This is a genomic window from Arthrobacter agilis, assembly GCF_006494655.1.
Classification (GTDB): domain Bacteria; phylum Actinomycetota; class Actinomycetes; order Actinomycetales; family Micrococcaceae; genus Arthrobacter_D; species Arthrobacter_D agilis.
In genome coordinates this window covers 421,036-437,527 of record NZ_VHIM01000001.1, presented here as the reverse complement: position 1 = coordinate 437,527, position 16,492 = coordinate 421,036, and the positions used below count along the sequence as shown (strand labels likewise).

Genomic DNA, 16,492 nt, shown 5'->3' with positions numbered 1-16,492 from the left:
GGCAGCGCGTGCTTCCGGAGCGGTGCCCGCGGACCGCCCGCGGGCACCCGGGCCTACATCTCGGCGTAGCGCCTGGCCTGTCCGAGGGCCTCCCGCAGGGCATCGGCCGTCAGCCGGGGGCCATAGGCCGCCGTGTCCCGCTGGAACCGCCACCCCTCCGCGAGGGAGCCCGCATCCACGGTGTCGAAGCCGAACTCGTCGAGCAGCTCGATGACGGCCTGCTTGGCGTCGGAGTCGTCACCGGCGATCGGAAGGGCGCGGCGCCCGGCGGACCCGGCAGGTGTGCCATCGGTGGTCAGCTGGGCAAAGTGGATGTTGTTGAAGGCCTTCACCACCGAGGACCCGGGCAGGTGGTTCTGCACCAGCTCGCTCGTGGTGGTGCTCTCGTCGTCGAGCTCGGGGATGTGCCCGTCACGCTCCGGGTAGTAGTTGCACGTGTCGATGACGAGCTTGCCGGCGAGGGGCTGCACCGGCACGGAGCCACGGTCCTTCAGTGGGATGGTGACGACGACGACGTCGCCCTGCGTCGCCGCATCCTCCACCGTGCCGGCCCGGGCGCCGTCGCCGACTTCCGCGACGAGGTCCTGGAGTGTCTCCGGGCCGCGCGAATTGCTCATGATCACCCGGTAGCCGCGGGCGACGGCGAGGCGCGCGAGCTGGTTGCCGATGTTGCCGCTGCCGATGAAGCCGATGGTGCTGCGCGGTGGCTGGTCCTGCGATGTCTCTGTCTGCTGCGTCGTGTTCTCGGTCATTCCCTGCACAACCGTCCCGGGCCGCGGATATTCCTTCCGGGCGGGTCCTCAGTCCCGTGAGCCGTCCGTCCAGACGTAGAACTTCTCCGGACGCCCGGCCGAGCCGTACTGCGGGACGATCCGCGCCTGACCCCTCGACACGAGGAACTCGAGGTAGCGCCGCGCGCTCACGCGGGCCATGCCGAGGCGGTCGGCGACGTCGGACGCCGAGGTCCCGCGCCCGAGGCCGCGGAGGTCCAGCATCACGGCGTCGAGCGTCGGCGCCGAGAGTCCCTTGGGCGTCGCGATCGTGGCCGTGCCGGTACCCGGGACCGCACCGGTCCCCGTGGCCGACGTCGTGCGCAGCAACTGGTCGATACGACCCTGGTCGAGGGTGGCGGCGCCGTCGGTGGCATGCGCGTCGAGGTCACGCCGGTACGCGATGTAGTGGTCCAGCCGCTGGTTGAGCACGGCCGCACTGAACGGCTTCACGAGATAGTGCAGGACACCCCCGGCGACGGCGGCCCGCACGGTGTCGAGCTCGCGGGCCGCCGTGATCGCGATGACGTCCAGCGGCTCGCCGGGCCGGTTCCGCAACGCCCGCAGCACGTCGATGCCCGTCATGTCCGGCAGGTGGATGTCGAGGAGGACGAGCCGTGGACGGAGCTGGTCGGCGAGTTCGAGGGCCCGCGCGCCGGTATGGGCGGCGCCGACGACGTCGAACGCGCCGTGGGCGAGGAGGAACCCCGTGTGGATGCCGGCCACCTCGTGGTCGTCGTCGACGACGAGTGTGGGGATCGGGGCGGCGCCCGCTGCCGGGCTCACGGCACCTGCAGGGTGGATCGGGGCGCCTCGACGAGCGAGGGTGCCAGCCAGACGGTGAACTCGGCGCCGCCGAGCTCGGCGTCGTCCACGGCGACGTGACCGGAACGCCGCCGCGCGATCCGGTCCACCAGTGCCAGGCCGAACCCGCGTGTCCCCGTATGGCCGCCGTCCTTCGTCGAGTAGCCGGAGGAGAAGATGCCGTCCACGTCCTCCTGCGGCACGCCGGGTCCGTTGTCCGAGACCTCGATGCGCACGCCGTCGGGGCCGGTGTGCAGGAGCACGGCGATGGCCCCGTCGGTCCGCCCGCTCGCCGTGACGGCCTCCATCGCGTTGTCGATGAGGATGCCGAGCACCGTGACGACGTCGGTGGTGCCGTCCGGTTCGAGCGTCGAGGTGTCATCGATGGAGAGCGTGATGCCCTTCTCGGAGGCGATGGTGCTCTTGGTCATGAGCAGGCTCGCGGCGTCCGGGTCCTGGATGCCCGGCGCGATGGTCCCCGACACCAGCGAACCGCCGTGGCCGGAGCGCGAGATGAAGTCCACCGCCTGCTCCGTGCGGCCGAGCTCGAGCAACCCGGAGATGGTGTGCATGCGGTTGGCGAACTCGTGGGCCTGCGCTCGCAGGGCCTGCGTGGCGTCACGCTCGCCGTCGAGGTCGGTGAGCAGCTGGTAGAGCTCCGTGCGATCGCGGAGGATCATGACGCGGCCCACCCGGGTGCCGTCGACCGTCGCATCCGACGTACGGGCGAGGAGCACGCGCTCGCCGGAGAGCACCGTCTCGTCCGTGTCCGCGGGGTCGGTGAGGAGACGCGCGAGGGCGGGCTCCATGACGTCGTCGGCGCGTTGACCGGTCGCGGCGTCGTCGAGGTCCAGGAGGCGCTTGGCCTCGTCGTTGACCAGGGCGATCCGGTGGTCCTCGTCGACCGCGACCATGCCCTCGCTGATGCCGTGGATCATGGCGTCGCGTGTCTCGAGGAGGGAGGCGATCTGCTCGGGTTCGAGCCGGTAGATCCGGCGCCACACGAGCCGGGAGATCCAGATGGCGCCGGCGGACCCGACCAGGGCGGCGACGATCAGCCAGGCCAGGAGGCGGGGGAGGTCCTCGTAGAGATCGGCGTCCAGCTCGGATTCGAGGGTGCCCACCGACGCGGTGCCGATGATGTCGCCGTCGTCACCGTGGATCGGTACCTTCACGCGCCACGACTCACCCAGCGTGCCGGTCTGCGTGCCCACGAAGATCGCGCCGGAGAGCGGGATCGACGGATCGGTGGAGACGAGTTGCCCGATGAGGTCCGGATTGGGGTGGGAGTACCGGATGCCGTCCGCGTCCGTGACCACCACGTAGGTGACGCCCGTGGACTGCCGGATGAGATCGGCAATGGGCTGGATGGCGGCGCTCGGATCCGCCTGGTCGAAGGCCTCGACCACCGAGGGCAGCTGTGCCACCGACTGCGCGACGCCGACCATGCGGTCCTCGTACTGCTCGCGGATCTGCAGGCGCTGCATCGTGACGGCGGTGGACCCGGCGACGGCGACGATGACGAGCACGATGGCCAGCTGCAGGAAGAACAGCTGCGATCGAAGCGACATCGTCCTGATCATCCGTCCAGTGTGACACGCTGCGGCGCGTCACACGCGGGGCGGAGGGCGGTGGGGGACGGGTCGGTCCGTGACCACAAAGACCAATACGAGCACTACGACCGCATGCTTTACCGCCTCTCCACGGGCTTCCTACCCTGAGGACAGCAGTGGTGACCCGCATCACATCTCGCAGGGCCTCCTGCACCCCATCTCAAGGAAGAGAACATCATGACGATCGATCGCACAACGGCGCGCCGTTCGACCCTCACCGGCCTCGCCCTCGTCTCCGCCCTCGCACTCTCGGCATGCGGCTCCATGACGGAGAGCACCACCGCGGGCGAGGCGGAAGGCAGCATCGAGAAACTCAACATCGTGGTCCCCGCCGATCCCGGTGGAGGATGGGACCAGACCGGCCGTGCGATGGAAACCACCATGACGGAGAACGACCTCGTGGGCCGTGCATCGGTGGTCAACGTGGGCGGCGCCGGTGGCACGAACGGACTCGCGCAGCTCGCCACCGAGACCGATCCCGACACCCTCATGGTCATGGGATACGTCATGGTCGGGGCGGTCGAGACCAACAACGCCGCCAACCGCATCGAGGACACGACGCCGATCGCGCGCCTCACCGAGGAACCTCTGGTGATCGTGGTGCCGGAGAGCTCGCCGTACGAGACCATCGAGGATCTCCTCGACGACATCGAGGCCAAGGGCCAAGGCGTCTCCATCACCGGCGGCTCCGCCGGCGGGGCGGACCACATTCTCGCCGGCTCCGTCCTCAAGGAAGCCGGCATCACGCCCGACAAGCTCAACTACATCCCCTACTCCGGTGGGGGCGAATCCCTCGCAGCCCTCCTCGGCAACAAGGTGAACGCAGGCATCTCGGGTGTCGGCGAGTACGCCGAGCAGGTCAACTCCGGCAAGCTGCGCGCCCTCGCCGTGTCCGGTGAGGAAGCCGCCCCCCAGCTCCCCGACACCCCCACCCTCACCGACGAGGGCATCGACCTGGTGCTCACCAACTGGCGCGGCGTCGTCGCCCCCGGGAACATCGACGAGGCACAGGCCGAGAAGCTGACGCAGCTCGTCACCGACCTGCACGACACGGACACCTGGCAGACCACCCTCGAGGAGAACAACTGGTCGGACGCTTTCCTGGCGGGCGACGAGTTCGACGCCTTCCTCGAGGAGGACATCGCCAGCGTCAAGACGACCCTCACCGACATCGGACTGCTCTAGGCCATGAGTACCTCTGTCCAGAACGCGCCCGGGAGCGGCACGGCCGCCGCTCCCGGTAAGCCGATCGGTGAGCTGATCTTCGCGCTCCTGATCGTCAGCCTCGGCGTCGTCGGATTCGTGGCGGGCGCGGGTATCCAGACGCCGCCGTCGGCCAGCGACATCGGCCCCCGCGCCTTCCCGTTCGCAGTGTCCGCCATGCTCGTGGTGGTCGGCGCTGGCCTGGTTCTCCAGGTCCTCCGCGGCCGGCGCGGGGCGGCAGACGAGGGAGAGGACGTGGACCTCGACGCGACGACCGACTGGCTGACCGTCGTCAAGCTCGCCGGGTTCGTCCTGCTGCACGCCTTCCTGATCGTGCCGCTCGGGTGGCCGATCGCGGCGGCGATCCTCTTCTTCGGTGCCGCCTGGTCACTCGGAGCCCGTCCCTGGTGGCGGAACCTCGTCATCGCGATCGTCCTGGCGCTCGTCCTGCAGTTCGTCTTCGGCGGGTTGCTCGGGGTCTCCCTCCCTCCCGGCTTCCTCGAAGGGCTCGGTGTTTTCGGTGGATAACTTCTTCCTGCTCATGGAGGGCTTCGCCACGGCGATGCAACCCATGTACCTGCTCTACGCGCTCGGCGGCGTGCTGGTCGGCACCGCCGTCGGTGTGCTGCCGGGTATCGGTCCAGCCATGACCGTGGCCCTGCTCATGCCCATCACCTACAGCCTGGAGCCGACAGCGGCGATCATCGTCTTCGCCGGTATCTACTACGGCGGTATGTACGGCGGGTCGACGACGTCGATCCTGCTGAACACTCCCGGGGAATCGGCGTCGATCGTCACGGCCCTCGAGGGCAACAAGATGGCGAAGGCCGGCAGGGGAGCGGCGGCACTGGCCACCGCGGCCGTCGGCTCGTTCGTGGCCGGCACCATCGCCACCGTGCTGCTGAGCTTCGTGGCGCCATACGTGGCGGCCTTCGCCGTGCAGATCGGTCCCGTGGAGTACGTGGCCCTCATGGTGGTCGCGTTCCTCACGGTCGGCGCCCTGCTGGGATCGTCCGTGCTCCGCGGCCTCGCATCGCTCGGCCTCGGACTGTTCATCGCACTGGTCGGCTTCGACTCCCTCACGGCGCAGCAGCGTTACACCTTCGGCAGCCCCTTCCTTGCGGATGGGATCGACGTCGTCCTCGTGGCGGTGGCGCTGTTCGCGGTCGGCGAGGCACTGTACGTCGGGTCCCGCCTTCGCCACGGTCCCATCAAGGTGATCCCCGTGACGGGCGGCTGGACGAGCTGGCTGCGCAAGGACGATCTCCGCCGTTCCTGGCGGCCCTGGCTGCGCGGTACCTTCATCGGCTTCCCGGTCGGGACCATCCCGGCGGGCGGGGCCGACGTCGCGACCTTCCTGTCCTACGCCTCGGAGCGCAAGCTCGCGAAGGGCGAGAACAAGAAGCAGTTCGGCAAGGGCGCCATCGAGGGCGTCGCCGGTCCGGAGGCGGCCAACAACGCAGCGGCCGCCGGCGTGCTCGTGCCGCTGCTGACGCTCGGCATCCCGACGACGGCCACCGCAGCCATGATGCTCGTCGCGTTCCAGCGGTACCAGATACCCGTGGGCCCGCAGCTCTTCGAGTCGAACAGTGCGCTGGTGTGGGCACTCATCGCGAGCCTGTACGTCGGTAACCTGATGCTGCTGGTGCTCAACCTGCCCCTCGTCGGCATCTGGGTCAAGATCCTCCAGATCCCGCGGCCCTACCTGTACGCGGGCATCCTGGTGTTCGCCGTGCTGGGCGCCTTCTCGGTGAACTTCACCCCGATCGACGTGATCATCCTGCTGATCGTCGGCATCCTCGGGTTCTTCATGCGCCGCTTCGGCTACCCGATCGCGCCGATGGTGGTGGGCCTCATCCTGGGGCCGATCTTCGAGAGCCAGCTGCGGCGGTCCCTCGCGATCTCGCAAGGAGACCCCGTGGCGCTGGTGCAGTCGCCGGTCGCCGCGACCATCTACGTGGTCCTCATCGTGATCTTCGCCCTGTCCATGTTCCTCAAGCGCCGGCAGCGTCAGTTCGAGTCGATGGTGGCTGAGAACGCGGACGCTCCCGACGTCGTCCGCGCGTCGGCCGCCGAGCCGGAGACCGCCGTCGTCCCGACGGCGCCGCGTACCCCCGACTCCCGAGAGGACACCGACCGATGAGCAGCATCGTGGTGGGCTACGTGCCCAATGCCCTGGGCGAGGCCGCCGTCGCGCAGGCTGTGGAGGAGGCGCGACGGCGTGATGCCGAGCTCGTGGTCATCAACACCACGCGTGCGGACCGCCTCGTCAATCCGGCCTACGCCGACGACGCCGACGTCTCGAAGCTCGAAGGAATGCTCCGGTCGACGGGGGTGGCCTATTCGATCAGGCACAGCATCTCCGAGGCGACGGCCGCCGAGGAGGTTGTCGATGTCGCGCAAGAGCTCGACGCCGAGTTGATCGTCATCGGCCTGCGCCACCGCACGCCCGTGGGCAAACTGATCATGGGCTCGACGGCGCAGACCATCCTGCTCTCGGCACGCTGCAACGTGTTGGCGGTCAAGCTGCCCTGACGGCTGCGCCGACGACGGCGATTGACGTGTTTCGAGGATGGGCCGTGCCACCAGGTGCGGCCCATCTGCGCGTTCGCGAGTCGACCGCAGGACTTCGTGGGCGGGGCAGGACGCGTCCCGCGGTGGCTCAGCGAGGTGTCGAGGCGGGCACTACCTCGAGCCCCGCTCCGAGCGATTCCCACGGGCGGGATGAATCTGCCGTGCAGCGGTCCGGACCCGCGTCGTGGCGCTGAGGTTCGAGGCTTCGACGAGCGGTACCTCACGCTTCGGCGGTTCGTCACGGTTTCAGCAATACGTCGGGCTTCGGCGGTGAGCTCCACTGCATGGACCTGGAGACCGGCCCGGGCCTGGAGACCGGCCCGGACCTGGAGACCAGCCCGGACCCGGACCCGGACCCGGGCACGGGCGTGGCCTCGGGCATCGACATGGACCTGGGTTTCGACGAGGGTCGGAAGATGCCCCGATCGATCACGCCGCAGGTGGATGGTGCCTCGTTCACGACCGCCTCCAGCCCGGACGTCCAATCAAGCAAACTCACGGCGGTCGTTCCGGGAAGCGGTGGGGCGATGGAGATATAGGTGTGGCCGGTTGGTGTCCGTACTTCGACCGCATGTCTCCCCGAGGGACAGGCCCTGCTGGACCATCCCGGGGCTTCCTTCACGTTATTGCAGGTCTGGCACAGACCCTGACCGCCGTCGGCGCTGGTCGACGCAGAGATGCGCCACGGCACGATGTGGTCGAAGTGTCTGATGGGGGCATCGCAGTACGGTGTTCGGCACGTGGTGTCCCGTATCGCGATGAACCTCCGGAGGCCGGGAGGGAAAAGCCGGGCACGAGAGTCCATCGCTACCAGTCGCCCGGTTTCGGGGGCGGTGTACAGCCTTCGCAGCCACACGCCCCACTGCGTCCGGTGGTTGTCTGTGCCCGGCCCGCTCGGTAGGACCGACGCGGCCTCGGCCTTACGGTCCGCTCCCGGTGCAACATCGCGGTGACCCTGGTTCGCCGGTGCCCACGCTTCACGGAACGGCTGTGCGGGAGCTCCCGAGGGTGACGGGACAGCCTCTCGGTGCGCGGTGCCCCTGGCGGTCAGAAGATCCCTTGCGTACTGGGCCGGAACAGGCCCATAGCCGGAGAGGTCAGCGGCCTCGCTGTCGGCCGCGAGGAAGGTGCGGTCGGTCATGACCAAGTGGACGTCGACGCGGCCGTAGCCCTGCTCGGACCCGGTCACACGCTCCACAAGGGTGTCCGCCATGATCTGCCCCCGCCCCCGGCCCCCACCGGTGCCCGTGCCGATCTGCGCGTCGGCGTGACGGGACAGGGCTGCCAGCGCGCCGACAGCCTGAGCGGCGGGCAGCAGGGCGGTGAGATAGGCCATCGTGTCAGGCGCCGGCCGGCAGCTCACGTGCCGCTCACCTGCTGCCTTGCGAGCCCTCGCTACAGCGGCACTGGGCTCCAGCCGATACGCGATCGTGCGGGCGCTGTTCTTCAGGCGCTGGGTCCCCACGCCGTCGAGCGCGCCGGTGTCGGCGGACAGTTCACTGTCCACCGCCTGCCTGTTCACGGACTCGAGGCAGATCGTCTCGCGGACGAGGACTGTCGCCCTCCACTCACTCAGCAGCCCGGACTGCAGCGCAGCCAGCGTATGGGGCATGTCCGTCACGAGTGTGCGGGCCAGGCCGAGGAGCCGAGAGCCCTGATGGGGAGATTCCGCCGAGCCAGGGCTATCTCGGCTGCGACGCCGCGTCCACGCTGCTCGGCGGGGAGGCCGGCTGCAGCCTCTGCACGGCGCCTCGAGGTGTCCAGTGCCATCGCCACCCGCACCTGAGCTGCCGCGATCGCAGACTTGAGATCTTCGAGAGCCGTCAACTGCGAGATGAGCGCCTGCTCCTCGCTCTCGTTCGGATGTGCACCGGAGTTCTCCCTCAGGCAGGGGTCGGAGCTCTCGGCCGGACGTACGCAGGAGCTCACTCGGGCCCGTGCTTCGGGACTCTTTCGCTGACCCCCGCGGTAGCCATCGGCGCACCCGCGGCATGAGGAGTCCTGTGCCAGGGCGGCGGCGCTTGGCTGCCCGGACAGCGCGGTCATGGGCTGCGAGAAACTGTGCGGATCAACGGGGGCCGACAGCGGCTCCACCATCGCCCCCGTCTCTCCGCCGATCGGGCGGGCAGACGCGAACGGGAAGAGTTCCTGCGCCAGCGAGTGGATCCAGGACCGCACTCGTGCGGCATCAACCCGGGCCTCACCGCAGGGTCGTCCTCCCTGGGTGAGGACGTCGTAGGCTGCATCCGATTGGTCGTTCATACGTACTATTGTCCTCGTCCTGAATTCGTACATACGTACGGTGATGTGCTATGTGGACAACTCGGACAGGGCGTGTCGTCCGCCATCGGTCGAATATGGTGCAGGACGAGGAGCCCCATCATCACTCCAGGTCCCGCCGCTCCCGCACGGTGGACCTTGGTCGGCTTCGATTGGTCCTCTGGATCTCATCAGCGAGCGCCAGCCGCCCCCTCAGCACCCCTCCTAGGTGTGGCATTACTCACACCACCGTTGCCGTGCGGTCGGAGGCCCGGGAACCGACCTAGTACCAGCAGGACGGGTTCTACCGCCCCCTCAAGGCCCGTCCTGCCCCGGATGCTTCTGCAAATGTTCGGCAAAGCTTCTGCCGTCCGGCCACCGGAGGCCGCCTGGGCTTGAGGTGGAGCAGGCAAGATAGAGGTATCCGTCGCTACGAACGGGAACTGGTCTCACCCATCGAGCGGAACCACGCTTTGCCTTCTCCCTCGCCCCTAGGGGCGTCCACTACGCCGGTCTCGCCGACGGTCGTCCCGCCCAGCCGCGAGTCGGAGCGCCAACGCCTCCGCTCCCTGCTCCGTACCGGCCTCCTCGATTCGCCGGAGGAGGAGCGGTTCAATCACCTCACCCGGGAGGCGCAGACCCGCTTCGGTGTTCACACGGCGATCATCTCCTTCATCTCCGAGGACCGTCAGTTCCTCAAGTCCTTCGTGGGTGACCTGCCCCGCAACATCCCCCGCGAGCTGGCCTTCTGCAACACCACCATCGGGCAGGAGGAGACCCTGGTGGTGCCGGACATGCGAACGGATGCGCGCTTCAGATCCCATCCCTTCGTGGTGCAGGACCCCTTTGTCCGCTTCTATGCAGGCGTGCCGCTCCGCGGGCCCAGCGGCTGGTTCGTCGGCAGCCTGTGCCTCGTCGGCACCAGTCCCCGCGACCTCAGCGCCGAGGAACGAGGGCACCTCCGCAGGCTGGCCGCCCTCGCCGAGATCGAGGTCAACACAGGAGCGTAAGGGTCGACGCGGTTCCGCCGGGCTGAAACGAGCCCCGACGGACCGGGGACGCGGCTGTGCTCGGCGCTGCGCGCGGGAATGCACAGGCGCCCCTGACGCACCAGATCCCGCGGCCGTTCTCGGTACTGCGCGCGGAAGGCGCGCTCGCCCCCGACGCACAGGAGAGCGGCCTTGCGCGCGGGAATGCGCAGGCGCCTCCGAGCGCTGCACCGTGCATGAAGAAGATCGGATTCCTGTCCTTCGGCCACTATCAGGACGTGCAGGGCTCGCGTGTCCCCACAGCCCGTGAGGCGTTGGTGCAGGCCGTCGAGCTGGCGGTGGCTGCCGAGGAACTCGGCGTCGACGGAGCCTACATGCGTGTGCACCACTTCGCGCCCCAGTACTCTGCGCCGTTCCCGCTGCTCGCGGCGATGGCTGCACGCACGAGCACCATCGAGCTGGGCACCGGCGTGATCGACATGCGCTATGAGAATCCCCTGTACATGGCAGAGGAAGCTGCCGTCACCGATCTCATCAGTAACGGTCGGCTGCAACTGGGCATCAGCCGGGGTTCACCCGAGACTGCACTCGACGGCTCGCGCTCGTTCGGCTACCTGCCGGACGAGGGGTCCACGGACGCCGACCTCGCCCGCGACAAGGCAGCGTTGTTCAGGCGCGCCATCGCCGGCCAGGGCGTCGCTGATCCGAATCCGCGCATGACGCGCAGCGCCGATCGCCTGTCGATCGATCCGCTCTCGCCCGGACTGGACGAGCGCATCTGGTGGGGCTCGGGCACGCGGGCAACCGCCCGGTGGGCAGGGGAGCAGGGCATGAACCTGATGAGCTCCACCCTGCTCACAGAGGATACGGGCGTGCCCTTCGACGAACTGCAGGCGGAGCAGATCGATCTTTTCCGCAAGGCCTGGGCAGAGGCAGGGCATGCCGGGACGCCGCGGGTGTCCGTGAGCCGCAGCATCCTGCCGATCGTCAGTGAGGCGGACGAGTACTACTTCGGTCTGCAGGCGCAGCGGGGATCCCACGATCAGGTGGGAATTCTCGACGGAGCCCGATCACGCTTCGGCAAGAGCTACGTCGGTGCGCCGGACGTCCTGGCGGAGCAGCTCGCCGCTGATGCGGCGGTGCAGTCCGCGGACACGGTGCTGGTGACCATACCGAACCAGCTCGGTGTCGACTTCAATGCGGCGCTTCTCGAGAACATCGTGACGCTGGTTGGACCGGCAGCCGGCCTCAGGTAGCTCGCCGGCGTCGGTCCGTGCCACCGCGTCAGGGCCTGGGTTTCATCCTGTGATGCAGCCGTGACCGGCTGTTACCCGGAAGTGGACGGGTGCTGACAGGGAAGGGTCACCGACGCGAGCCGGTGCCGATCAGGCGTCCCGTCGAACCATTCTCCTGCCGACGAAAGAGCTCGCGCAGGGTGTGCAGTTCCTCGTCGCACCGCCTGATGTCGCCGACCGCGCGGGCCAGTTCCCACGCGGCGCCGTCGCGCTCGTCCTCGCTGCGCCGCGAGTCCGCGAACACCTCCGCGCAGTCGCAGCGCAGGGAGAGCATGGTGTCGAGGAGTTGCGCGCGTGAGTCCTCGAGGGAGCGGAGGAGCCGGAGGTCCGGTACCGGACCGTTGTTCTCGGAGTACATGGGAGACCTCACCGGCGCTGTGTGCGCCGGTCCTTCCAGCACGGGCTGTGCTTCGGTGCGAATGGTTGTGCGCCGGAGCGCCGTTGCCCCAGCGTAAGCAGCCGGGCCACGGAAACGACAGACCGCCGCTCCGGGAAGGAACCGGGGCGCGTCGAATAGTTATCAGTCCGCGATCTCCCGCCAACGACGGGTCCTGCACCGAGGCGGGCTTCCGTTGTGGTCGTGCGTCCGGTAGCGTCAAGAACTAAGCATGCTGACTATTTTCGTCGGTAGAGCACGTGGCTAGCCCGAGGAGACGCAGTGAAGCAGGCCCAGCGACGGCTGATGCTCGAGGCGATGAGCCGGTGCGGCCTGACCCCTGGTCAGGTCTGGCTGCACTATTGCGGCAATGGCGGGCGCGCCTCCGAGGCTCACCTCGCGCTGTTCCTGCAGGGCGCCGAATCGCTGACGGAACTCGAGCGGGATATCCTCGCTCACGCGATCAACGAGATGCTGTGGGACAGGCGGCACGAGAGCATGGTGCCGTACGCCACGACCCCGGCGGCGCAGGCACTCGAAGGGCCCCGGATCAGCGCGGCCGCGGCCTGGCTGCTCACGGATACGGAAGCAGAGGACGAGCGGCTCAGGTCGCTGTCCTCGACGGGCCTGATGCACTCGGGCCCGGCGACCGTCCTCGACGAGCTCGTGAGCGAGGCACGAGCAGCCTTCGACGTCAGTTCGGCGACCGTCTCCCTCATCGACGCGGACAGCCAGTATCTCAAGGCCGCCAGGGGTCCCTTGCCCCGTCATGCGCCGCGACGCGAGGCATTCTGTGACGAAGCGATCAGGACGGCCGCGACGTTCGTCATCACCGACACGCGCCGGGACCCCCGGTTCGCGAACCATCCGCTCGTGGTGCAGGAGCCGTACCTACGCTTCTACGCCGCACACCCCCTGAGGGGGCCCGGTGGGTGGAACATCGGCGCATTCTGCATCCTCGACCAGCGCCCGCACGCCTTCCCTGCAGCCGAGCGGCTCACGTTCCGCCGCTTCGCCCGCCGAGCGCAGCAGGAGATCTCCCGCTCACGGCATACGGAGGAGACACGCCACCGGAGCGCGGAGCGGAACTGAGACGGGCGCGGGGGAGCGGCTCAGGCCTCCACCGGTCCGGGTCCCTCGGTCAGCTCGCGTGCGATGTCCGCGATCGACCGTCCGCCGTCCTCCGCGCGTGCGACCAGCTCACGGAACGCACTGCGATCGTCGATCCCGAGTTGCGCCATCAGGATGCCCTTGGCCATCCCGATGCGGTCGCGCACCTGCAGGGCGGCCGTCAGTTCGGTTCTGATCTGCTGCGGTGTCTCGGTGGTCTGGACATGGCTCAACAGTGCCGCGGCGGGCACGGCGAACCGCAGGAGTGCCCGTTCGGTGGCTTCGTCGAAGGCGTACGCCCTGGTCGAGTAGACCTTCATGGCTCCGATGGTGGTACGCCCCTGGATGAGGGGCACGCTCTGGCAGGAGCGTACGGACATCGACGCGGCTGCGGCTGCCCATCGCGGCCAGCGCTGATCCACCGCCTCCGTGTCGTCGGTCCTGACAGGAGCCGAGGTGGACCACGCGCTGAGGCAGGGGCCCTCGGACAGCTCGTACTGGAGTTCATCGGCACGACGAACCAGGGTGTCGGTGGCCCCGGTACTCGTCCTTCTGCCGTGGTGGATGAGTGAGACACCGGCCCCGGTGGCGCCGGGGATGAGGTCCCGGGCAGCTTCGGCGAGCAGATCGACGGCGTGCTGCACCGTTTCTTCGGTGAGGAGAAGGCCGCGTACGCGGCCGAAAACTACGGCGAGTTCGTTGAGATTGGGCTCAGAGTCCACGGGAGGCCTCGACATGTCCTGGCGCCGGTCATACCGGCTGTCATCGGCGCCCACTTCTAGACCCGGTTCAAGATAGTCAACTCCTGGAGTGGTGGCAAATCGCTGCGCCGGGGGGAGGCCGCCGGTGAGGCCGTTGCGGAGTGTTACGCCGAAGTTGCCCGCTTCCGTGACGTCTGGTCCTCCGGCCGACCCGTGACTAGCATGGGAGGAAGTTGTTCAGCAGCAAGCAGCTTTGGTGTTCGTCGTGCTCCCCGTCGGAGCACGTTCCGGGGGTGGTGCGCAATGACCGATCGGCTCGTCCTCGACACCCCGTGCGATATCAGGGACATCCTGGTGGACCTGGCGGTTGTGGGTACCGGTCTGGGCGCCTTCCTCGAGGGTCTTGCGGCACTCGCGTCCTCGATAACCCGCATGGAGGCGTGCAGGACCCTCGCGAGCGTCACGCTCCTCAGGCCACGCAGGCACCCCGCGGTGGCCGGGTCCAGTCGCACGGCCCGGCGGCTCGCAGACCTCCAACAACGGTTCGACGACGGTCCCGGTGTCCGGGCGGCGCAGTCTCGCAAGACGGTGGTGGTGGACGACCTCGAGATGGATCCCGGCTTCCCTCTGTGCCGATCGGTGCTGGCAGGCAGTGGAATCCGTTCGGTGCTCAGTGTTCCCGTCGACACGGGCGGGCTCGAGCGGGCCACGGTCACCTACTTCTCGCGGAACTCCGGTGCCTTCGGGAAGGACGCCGTCCTTGCGTCCGAGGAGTTCGCACGCGCCGTGTCCACACCGCTGAAACTCGCGCTTCGCGTGGCACGGCTGACGGAGAAGGTCGAGAACCTGACGGCAGCCATGGAGTCACGGACCACCATCGATCTCGCCGCCGGAGTCGTCATGGCGCAGAACCGCTGCAGTCAGGATGACGCGATCGAGATCCTGCGGGCGGCGTCGAGTGCACGCAACCTCAAGCTCCGCGATCTCGCGGGGAACGTGCTCAGGAGCACGGTCGACGCGCCGGTCAGCACGCATTTCGACTAGCGCGGGCCGGGGTCAGTGCTTCTCGGCGTCGGCGATGGAGGTGATCACCCGTTCGGCCACCACCCGCAGTTTGAGGTTCCGGCTGTTCGATGCCCGCTGCAGGATGGTCAGTGCCTCCGCATGGGAGCAGGAGTTCTGGAACATGATGATGCCGATCGCCGTATTGATGGTCTGGCGTGACTCCAGGGCTGCCTCGAGGTCGTGTCGCTCGTCATCCGCGGCCGCCGCCCGCGCAGCAAAGGTCAGAGAGGACGACGCCGCCTCGGCGAGCGCTTCGGCCGCGGCGATGGCTCCGGGATCGAAGGAGGAGGGCACTGTCGAGTAGAGATTGAGCGCGGCGCGACCGCTGTCCCCGAGGGCGAAGGACACACCGAGAATGGACCGGATGGGAGTGGCCCGCACCTTGCGGAGATAGGTGGGCCAGCGCGGGTCCGTCATGGTGTCGGCGCAGTAGACGGACAGTCTCCTTTCCGCAGCTTCCAGGCACGGGCCCTCGTGGGAACGGTTCTGGAACTCGTCGGCCGTCCGCGCGAGCTCGTCGCTGGTCGCGAGCGTCCCGGCCTTCTTCAGACGGACCAGCGTGACGGCGCACGAGACCTCGCTGGTGACGGACAATCTGCGTGCGGCCATGACGGCGAGCTCGTCCAGGAACTCCTGGAAACCTTCGGCCCCGGTCAGCAGTGCGAAGAGCTGATCATTGACCTCTGTCAGTACTTCCTGCTCGGTCACGAAGAGTCCCTCGGGCTTGGATGGGTGGCGCTGACGCACGTCACTCTACGCCGTCGTCAGGGACGATCAGTGCTCCAGCCCGTCGAGGACCGCCTGGGCCGCCTGTTCCTCCTTCCTCGCACGCTCGAGCGTCTCCTCGGCGGCGGTCGCCTCCCGCTGTCCGTTCACCGACGCGGACTCCACCTCGGCGAGTTCCCTCCGCAGACCTTCGAGCCGTTCCTCGAGGTCCTCGATCGACGCCGTCAGGCCGTCGCGCCGCACACGGAGCCGCTCTGCCGCTCGGTGCTGCTGCCTGCCGGCTTCCTCCGCGTCCTCCCGCCGGGTCCGCGCGGCGTCGACGCGCTTCTCGGCGTCGCGGAGCCGCTCAACTTCCGCGGCTTCCTCCGCCGTCCGGGTGCCTGCCCTGCGGGTGTCCCCAGCCGAACGGGCGCCGTCCCGGCGGGTGTCCCCAGCCGGACGGGCGCCGTCGCCCACCGGCTCAGACGCCGCCGGCCGGTCTGCCTCCGGAGGGTGAGGGCCGCCCACAGCGCCCGCCAGGTCGACGGCGTCCCACCCGGTGGCCTCCAGCGTCCGCACGAGCCGCCCCGTCAGGACGGCGCCGGCAGCGGAGGGATCGGCCAGGGCCGCCCGCAGGGTCTGTTCCACACCGGGCAGGGCGGCCCGGCCGACGTCGTGCCCTGCCTCCGCCGCGGCCTCGAGCGACTGACCGGCGACGGCGGCGAGGAGCCGCTGCCGCTGCTGACCGAGTGCGTGGAGCTGGGCACGGTCGAGACCGTCCTGCGCCTCCCGCAGGGAGGCTCCGAGCTCGAGCACCTGCTCCACCTCGTCGCGCCTGCGCGTCACCAGCATGTTGACGAGCCAGGCGGCGGACGACGGCTTCGGCAGGGCCTTCAGAGCACGCGCGAGTTCCGTCTCGCCGGCCGCCGTCGCCTCCTTGGCCGCCGCGTTCCGCGCTCCGACGAAGGCGTCCAGGGGCAGTGCGTAGAGGGCTGCGGCCCTGTCCTCGAGGTCCACGGTGCGCCCCG

17 protein-coding genes and 1 pseudogene are annotated in these 16,492 nt (G+C 68.8%); 9 read left to right on the top strand and 9 right to left on the bottom strand.

Annotated elements, in window-relative coordinates:
• Positions 1 to 53 precede the first annotated feature (53 nt).
• Genes FJV46_RS01945 through FJV46_RS01935 form a run of 3 tightly spaced genes read right to left on the bottom strand, consistent with a single transcriptional unit; the run spans position 54 to position 3,157 of the window.
• Entirely contained in the window at positions 54 to 752 is a 699-nt protein-coding gene (locus FJV46_RS01945; RefSeq protein ID WP_087031383.1) for an NADPH-dependent F420 reductase, read from the bottom strand.
• 48 nt (positions 753 to 800) lie between these two features.
• Positions 801 to 1,556: a response regulator gene (locus tag FJV46_RS01940; RefSeq protein WP_232008588.1), complete on the bottom strand. Its 756-nt coding sequence runs from the start codon at positions 1,554 to 1,556 to the stop codon at positions 801 to 803.
• Positions 1,553 to 3,157 (bottom strand): ATP-binding protein, encoded by a 1,605-nt coding sequence (locus FJV46_RS01935; protein WP_087031380.1) that lies wholly within the window; start codon positions 3,155 to 3,157, stop codon positions 1,553 to 1,555. The genes FJV46_RS01940 and FJV46_RS01935 overlap by 4 nt, the downstream gene beginning before the upstream one ends.
• Before the next feature lie 207 nt (positions 3,158 to 3,364).
• On the opposite strand from FJV46_RS01935, the gene FJV46_RS01930 reads away from it, so the two are divergent.
• The 5 genes from FJV46_RS01930 to FJV46_RS15475 all read left to right on the top strand — a co-directional run bounded on the left by FJV46_RS01930 (position 3,365) and on the right by FJV46_RS15475 (position 7,503).
• Positions 3,365 to 4,372 carry a Bug family tripartite tricarboxylate transporter substrate binding protein gene (locus FJV46_RS01930; protein WP_087031377.1) on the top strand — a complete coding sequence of 336 codons (1,008 nt, stop codon included), beginning with the start codon at positions 3,365 to 3,367 and terminating at the stop codon, positions 4,370 to 4,372.
• 3 nt (positions 4,373 to 4,375) lie between these two features.
• Positions 4,376 to 4,918, top strand: coding sequence for a tripartite tricarboxylate transporter TctB family protein (locus FJV46_RS01925; RefSeq protein WP_087031374.1), 543 nt, complete (start codon positions 4,376 to 4,378; stop codon positions 4,916 to 4,918).
• Positions 4,911 to 6,533 (top strand): tripartite tricarboxylate transporter permease, encoded by a 1,623-nt coding sequence (locus FJV46_RS01920; protein ID WP_087031372.1) that lies wholly within the window; start codon positions 4,911 to 4,913, stop codon positions 6,531 to 6,533. Before FJV46_RS01925 ends, FJV46_RS01920 begins: the two co-directional genes overlap by 8 nt.
• A complete protein-coding gene (locus FJV46_RS01915) occupies positions 6,530 to 6,925 on the top strand; it encodes a universal stress protein (protein WP_087031369.1) in 396 nt (131 codons plus the stop codon). Before FJV46_RS01920 ends, FJV46_RS01915 begins: the two co-directional genes overlap by 4 nt.
• 323 nt (positions 6,926 to 7,248) lie before the next feature.
• Entirely contained in the window at positions 7,249 to 7,503 is a 255-nt protein-coding gene (locus FJV46_RS15475; RefSeq protein WP_170212711.1) for a hypothetical protein, read from the top strand.
• Positions 7,504 to 8,069: 566 nt separating this feature from the next.
• Here the strand turns inward: FJV46_RS15475 and FJV46_RS15755 are convergent.
• Both FJV46_RS15755 and FJV46_RS15465 read right to left on the bottom strand, forming a co-directional pair.
• Positions 8,070 to 8,576 (bottom strand): annotated as a pseudogene (locus FJV46_RS15755) (DUF222 domain-containing protein); the annotation flags it as partial.
• A gap of 5 nt (positions 8,577 to 8,581) precedes the next feature.
• Positions 8,582 to 9,226: a hypothetical protein gene (locus FJV46_RS15465; RefSeq protein ID WP_232008590.1), complete on the bottom strand. Its 645-nt coding sequence runs from the start codon at positions 9,224 to 9,226 to the stop codon at positions 8,582 to 8,584.
• Between the two features lie 470 nt (positions 9,227 to 9,696).
• Here FJV46_RS15465 and FJV46_RS01905 point away from each other — a divergent pair, with 470 nt between their 5' ends.
• Together FJV46_RS01905 and FJV46_RS01900 are read left to right on the top strand one after the other, a co-directional pair.
• Complete coding sequence (locus FJV46_RS01905; protein ID WP_158250160.1) at positions 9,697 to 10,233, top strand: GAF domain-containing protein; 537 nt, start codon at positions 9,697 to 9,699, stop codon at positions 10,231 to 10,233.
• 215 nt (positions 10,234 to 10,448) lie between these two features.
• Positions 10,449 to 11,468, top strand: coding sequence for an LLM class flavin-dependent oxidoreductase (locus FJV46_RS01900; protein WP_087031961.1), 1,020 nt, complete (start codon positions 10,449 to 10,451; stop codon positions 11,466 to 11,468).
• A gap of 106 nt (positions 11,469 to 11,574) precedes the next feature.
• On the opposite strand, the gene FJV46_RS01895 is transcribed toward FJV46_RS01900, so the two are convergent.
• Positions 11,575 to 11,865, bottom strand: a complete 291-nt coding sequence (locus FJV46_RS01895; protein WP_087031362.1) for a hypothetical protein — start codon at positions 11,863 to 11,865, stop codon at positions 11,575 to 11,577.
• Between the two features lie 300 nt (positions 11,866 to 12,165).
• On the opposite strand from FJV46_RS01895, the gene FJV46_RS01890 reads away from it, so the two are divergent.
• Positions 12,166 to 12,975 (top strand): GAF domain-containing protein, encoded by an 810-nt coding sequence (locus tag FJV46_RS01890; RefSeq protein WP_087031359.1) that lies wholly within the window; start codon positions 12,166 to 12,168, stop codon positions 12,973 to 12,975.
• A 20-nt stretch (positions 12,976 to 12,995) separates the two neighbouring features.
• Here FJV46_RS01890 and FJV46_RS01885 read toward each other — a convergent pair whose 3' ends face one another.
• Positions 12,996 to 13,715: a GAF and ANTAR domain-containing protein gene (locus FJV46_RS01885; protein ID WP_158250159.1), complete on the bottom strand. Its 720-nt coding sequence runs from the start codon at positions 13,713 to 13,715 to the stop codon at positions 12,996 to 12,998.
• Between the two features lie 282 nt (positions 13,716 to 13,997).
• Here FJV46_RS01885 and FJV46_RS01880 point away from each other — a divergent pair, with 282 nt between their 5' ends.
• Complete coding sequence (locus FJV46_RS01880) at positions 13,998 to 14,738, top strand: GAF and ANTAR domain-containing protein (RefSeq protein ID WP_158250158.1); 741 nt, start codon at positions 13,998 to 14,000, stop codon at positions 14,736 to 14,738.
• A gap of 12 nt (positions 14,739 to 14,750) precedes the next feature.
• Here the strand turns inward: FJV46_RS01880 and FJV46_RS01875 are convergent, their stop codons facing one another.
• Both FJV46_RS01875 and FJV46_RS01870 read right to left on the bottom strand, forming a co-directional pair.
• The gene (locus FJV46_RS01875; RefSeq protein ID WP_140995568.1) at positions 14,751 to 15,467 is read right to left on the bottom strand and encodes a GAF and ANTAR domain-containing protein; all 717 of its coding nucleotides are present in this window, start codon (positions 15,465 to 15,467) and stop codon (positions 14,751 to 14,753) included.
• A gap of 66 nt (positions 15,468 to 15,533) precedes the next feature.
• On the bottom strand, positions 15,534 to 16,481 hold the full coding sequence (locus FJV46_RS01870; protein WP_087031346.1) for a hypothetical protein: 948 nt from the start codon (positions 16,479 to 16,481) through the stop codon (positions 15,534 to 15,536).
• Positions 16,482 to 16,492 lie beyond the last annotated feature (11 nt).

What these genes read in the sequence shown, in the direction of transcription:
- FJV46_RS01945 (WP_087031383.1), bottom strand. Translation starts at nt 752, where the DNA reads ATGACCGAGAACACGACGCAGCAGACAGAGACATCGCAGGACCAGCCA.
- FJV46_RS01925 (WP_087031374.1), top strand. Translation starts at nt 4,376, where the DNA reads ATGAGTACCTCTGTCCAGAACGCGCCCGGGAGCGGCACGGCCGCCGCT.
- FJV46_RS15475 (WP_170212711.1), top strand. Translation starts at nt 7,249, where the DNA reads ATGGACCTGGAGACCGGCCCGGGCCTGGAGACCGGCCCGGACCTGGAG.
- FJV46_RS15465 (WP_232008590.1), bottom strand. Translation starts at nt 9,226, where the DNA reads ATGAACGACCAATCGGATGCAGCCTACGACGTCCTCACCCAGGGAGGA.
- FJV46_RS01935 (WP_087031380.1), bottom strand. Translation starts at nt 3,157, where the DNA reads ATGATCAGGACGATGTCGCTTCGATCGCAGCTGTTCTTCCTGCAGCTG.
- FJV46_RS01895 (WP_087031362.1), bottom strand. Translation starts at nt 11,865, where the DNA reads ATGTACTCCGAGAACAACGGTCCGGTACCGGACCTCCGGCTCCTCCGC.
- FJV46_RS01930 (WP_087031377.1), top strand. Translation starts at nt 3,365, where the DNA reads ATGACGATCGATCGCACAACGGCGCGCCGTTCGACCCTCACCGGCCTC.
- FJV46_RS01880 (WP_158250158.1), top strand. Translation starts at nt 13,998, where the DNA reads ATGACCGATCGGCTCGTCCTCGACACCCCGTGCGATATCAGGGACATC.
- FJV46_RS01915 (WP_087031369.1), top strand. Translation starts at nt 6,530, where the DNA reads ATGAGCAGCATCGTGGTGGGCTACGTGCCCAATGCCCTGGGCGAGGCC.
- FJV46_RS01900 (WP_087031961.1), top strand. Translation starts at nt 10,449, where the DNA reads ATGAAGAAGATCGGATTCCTGTCCTTCGGCCACTATCAGGACGTGCAG.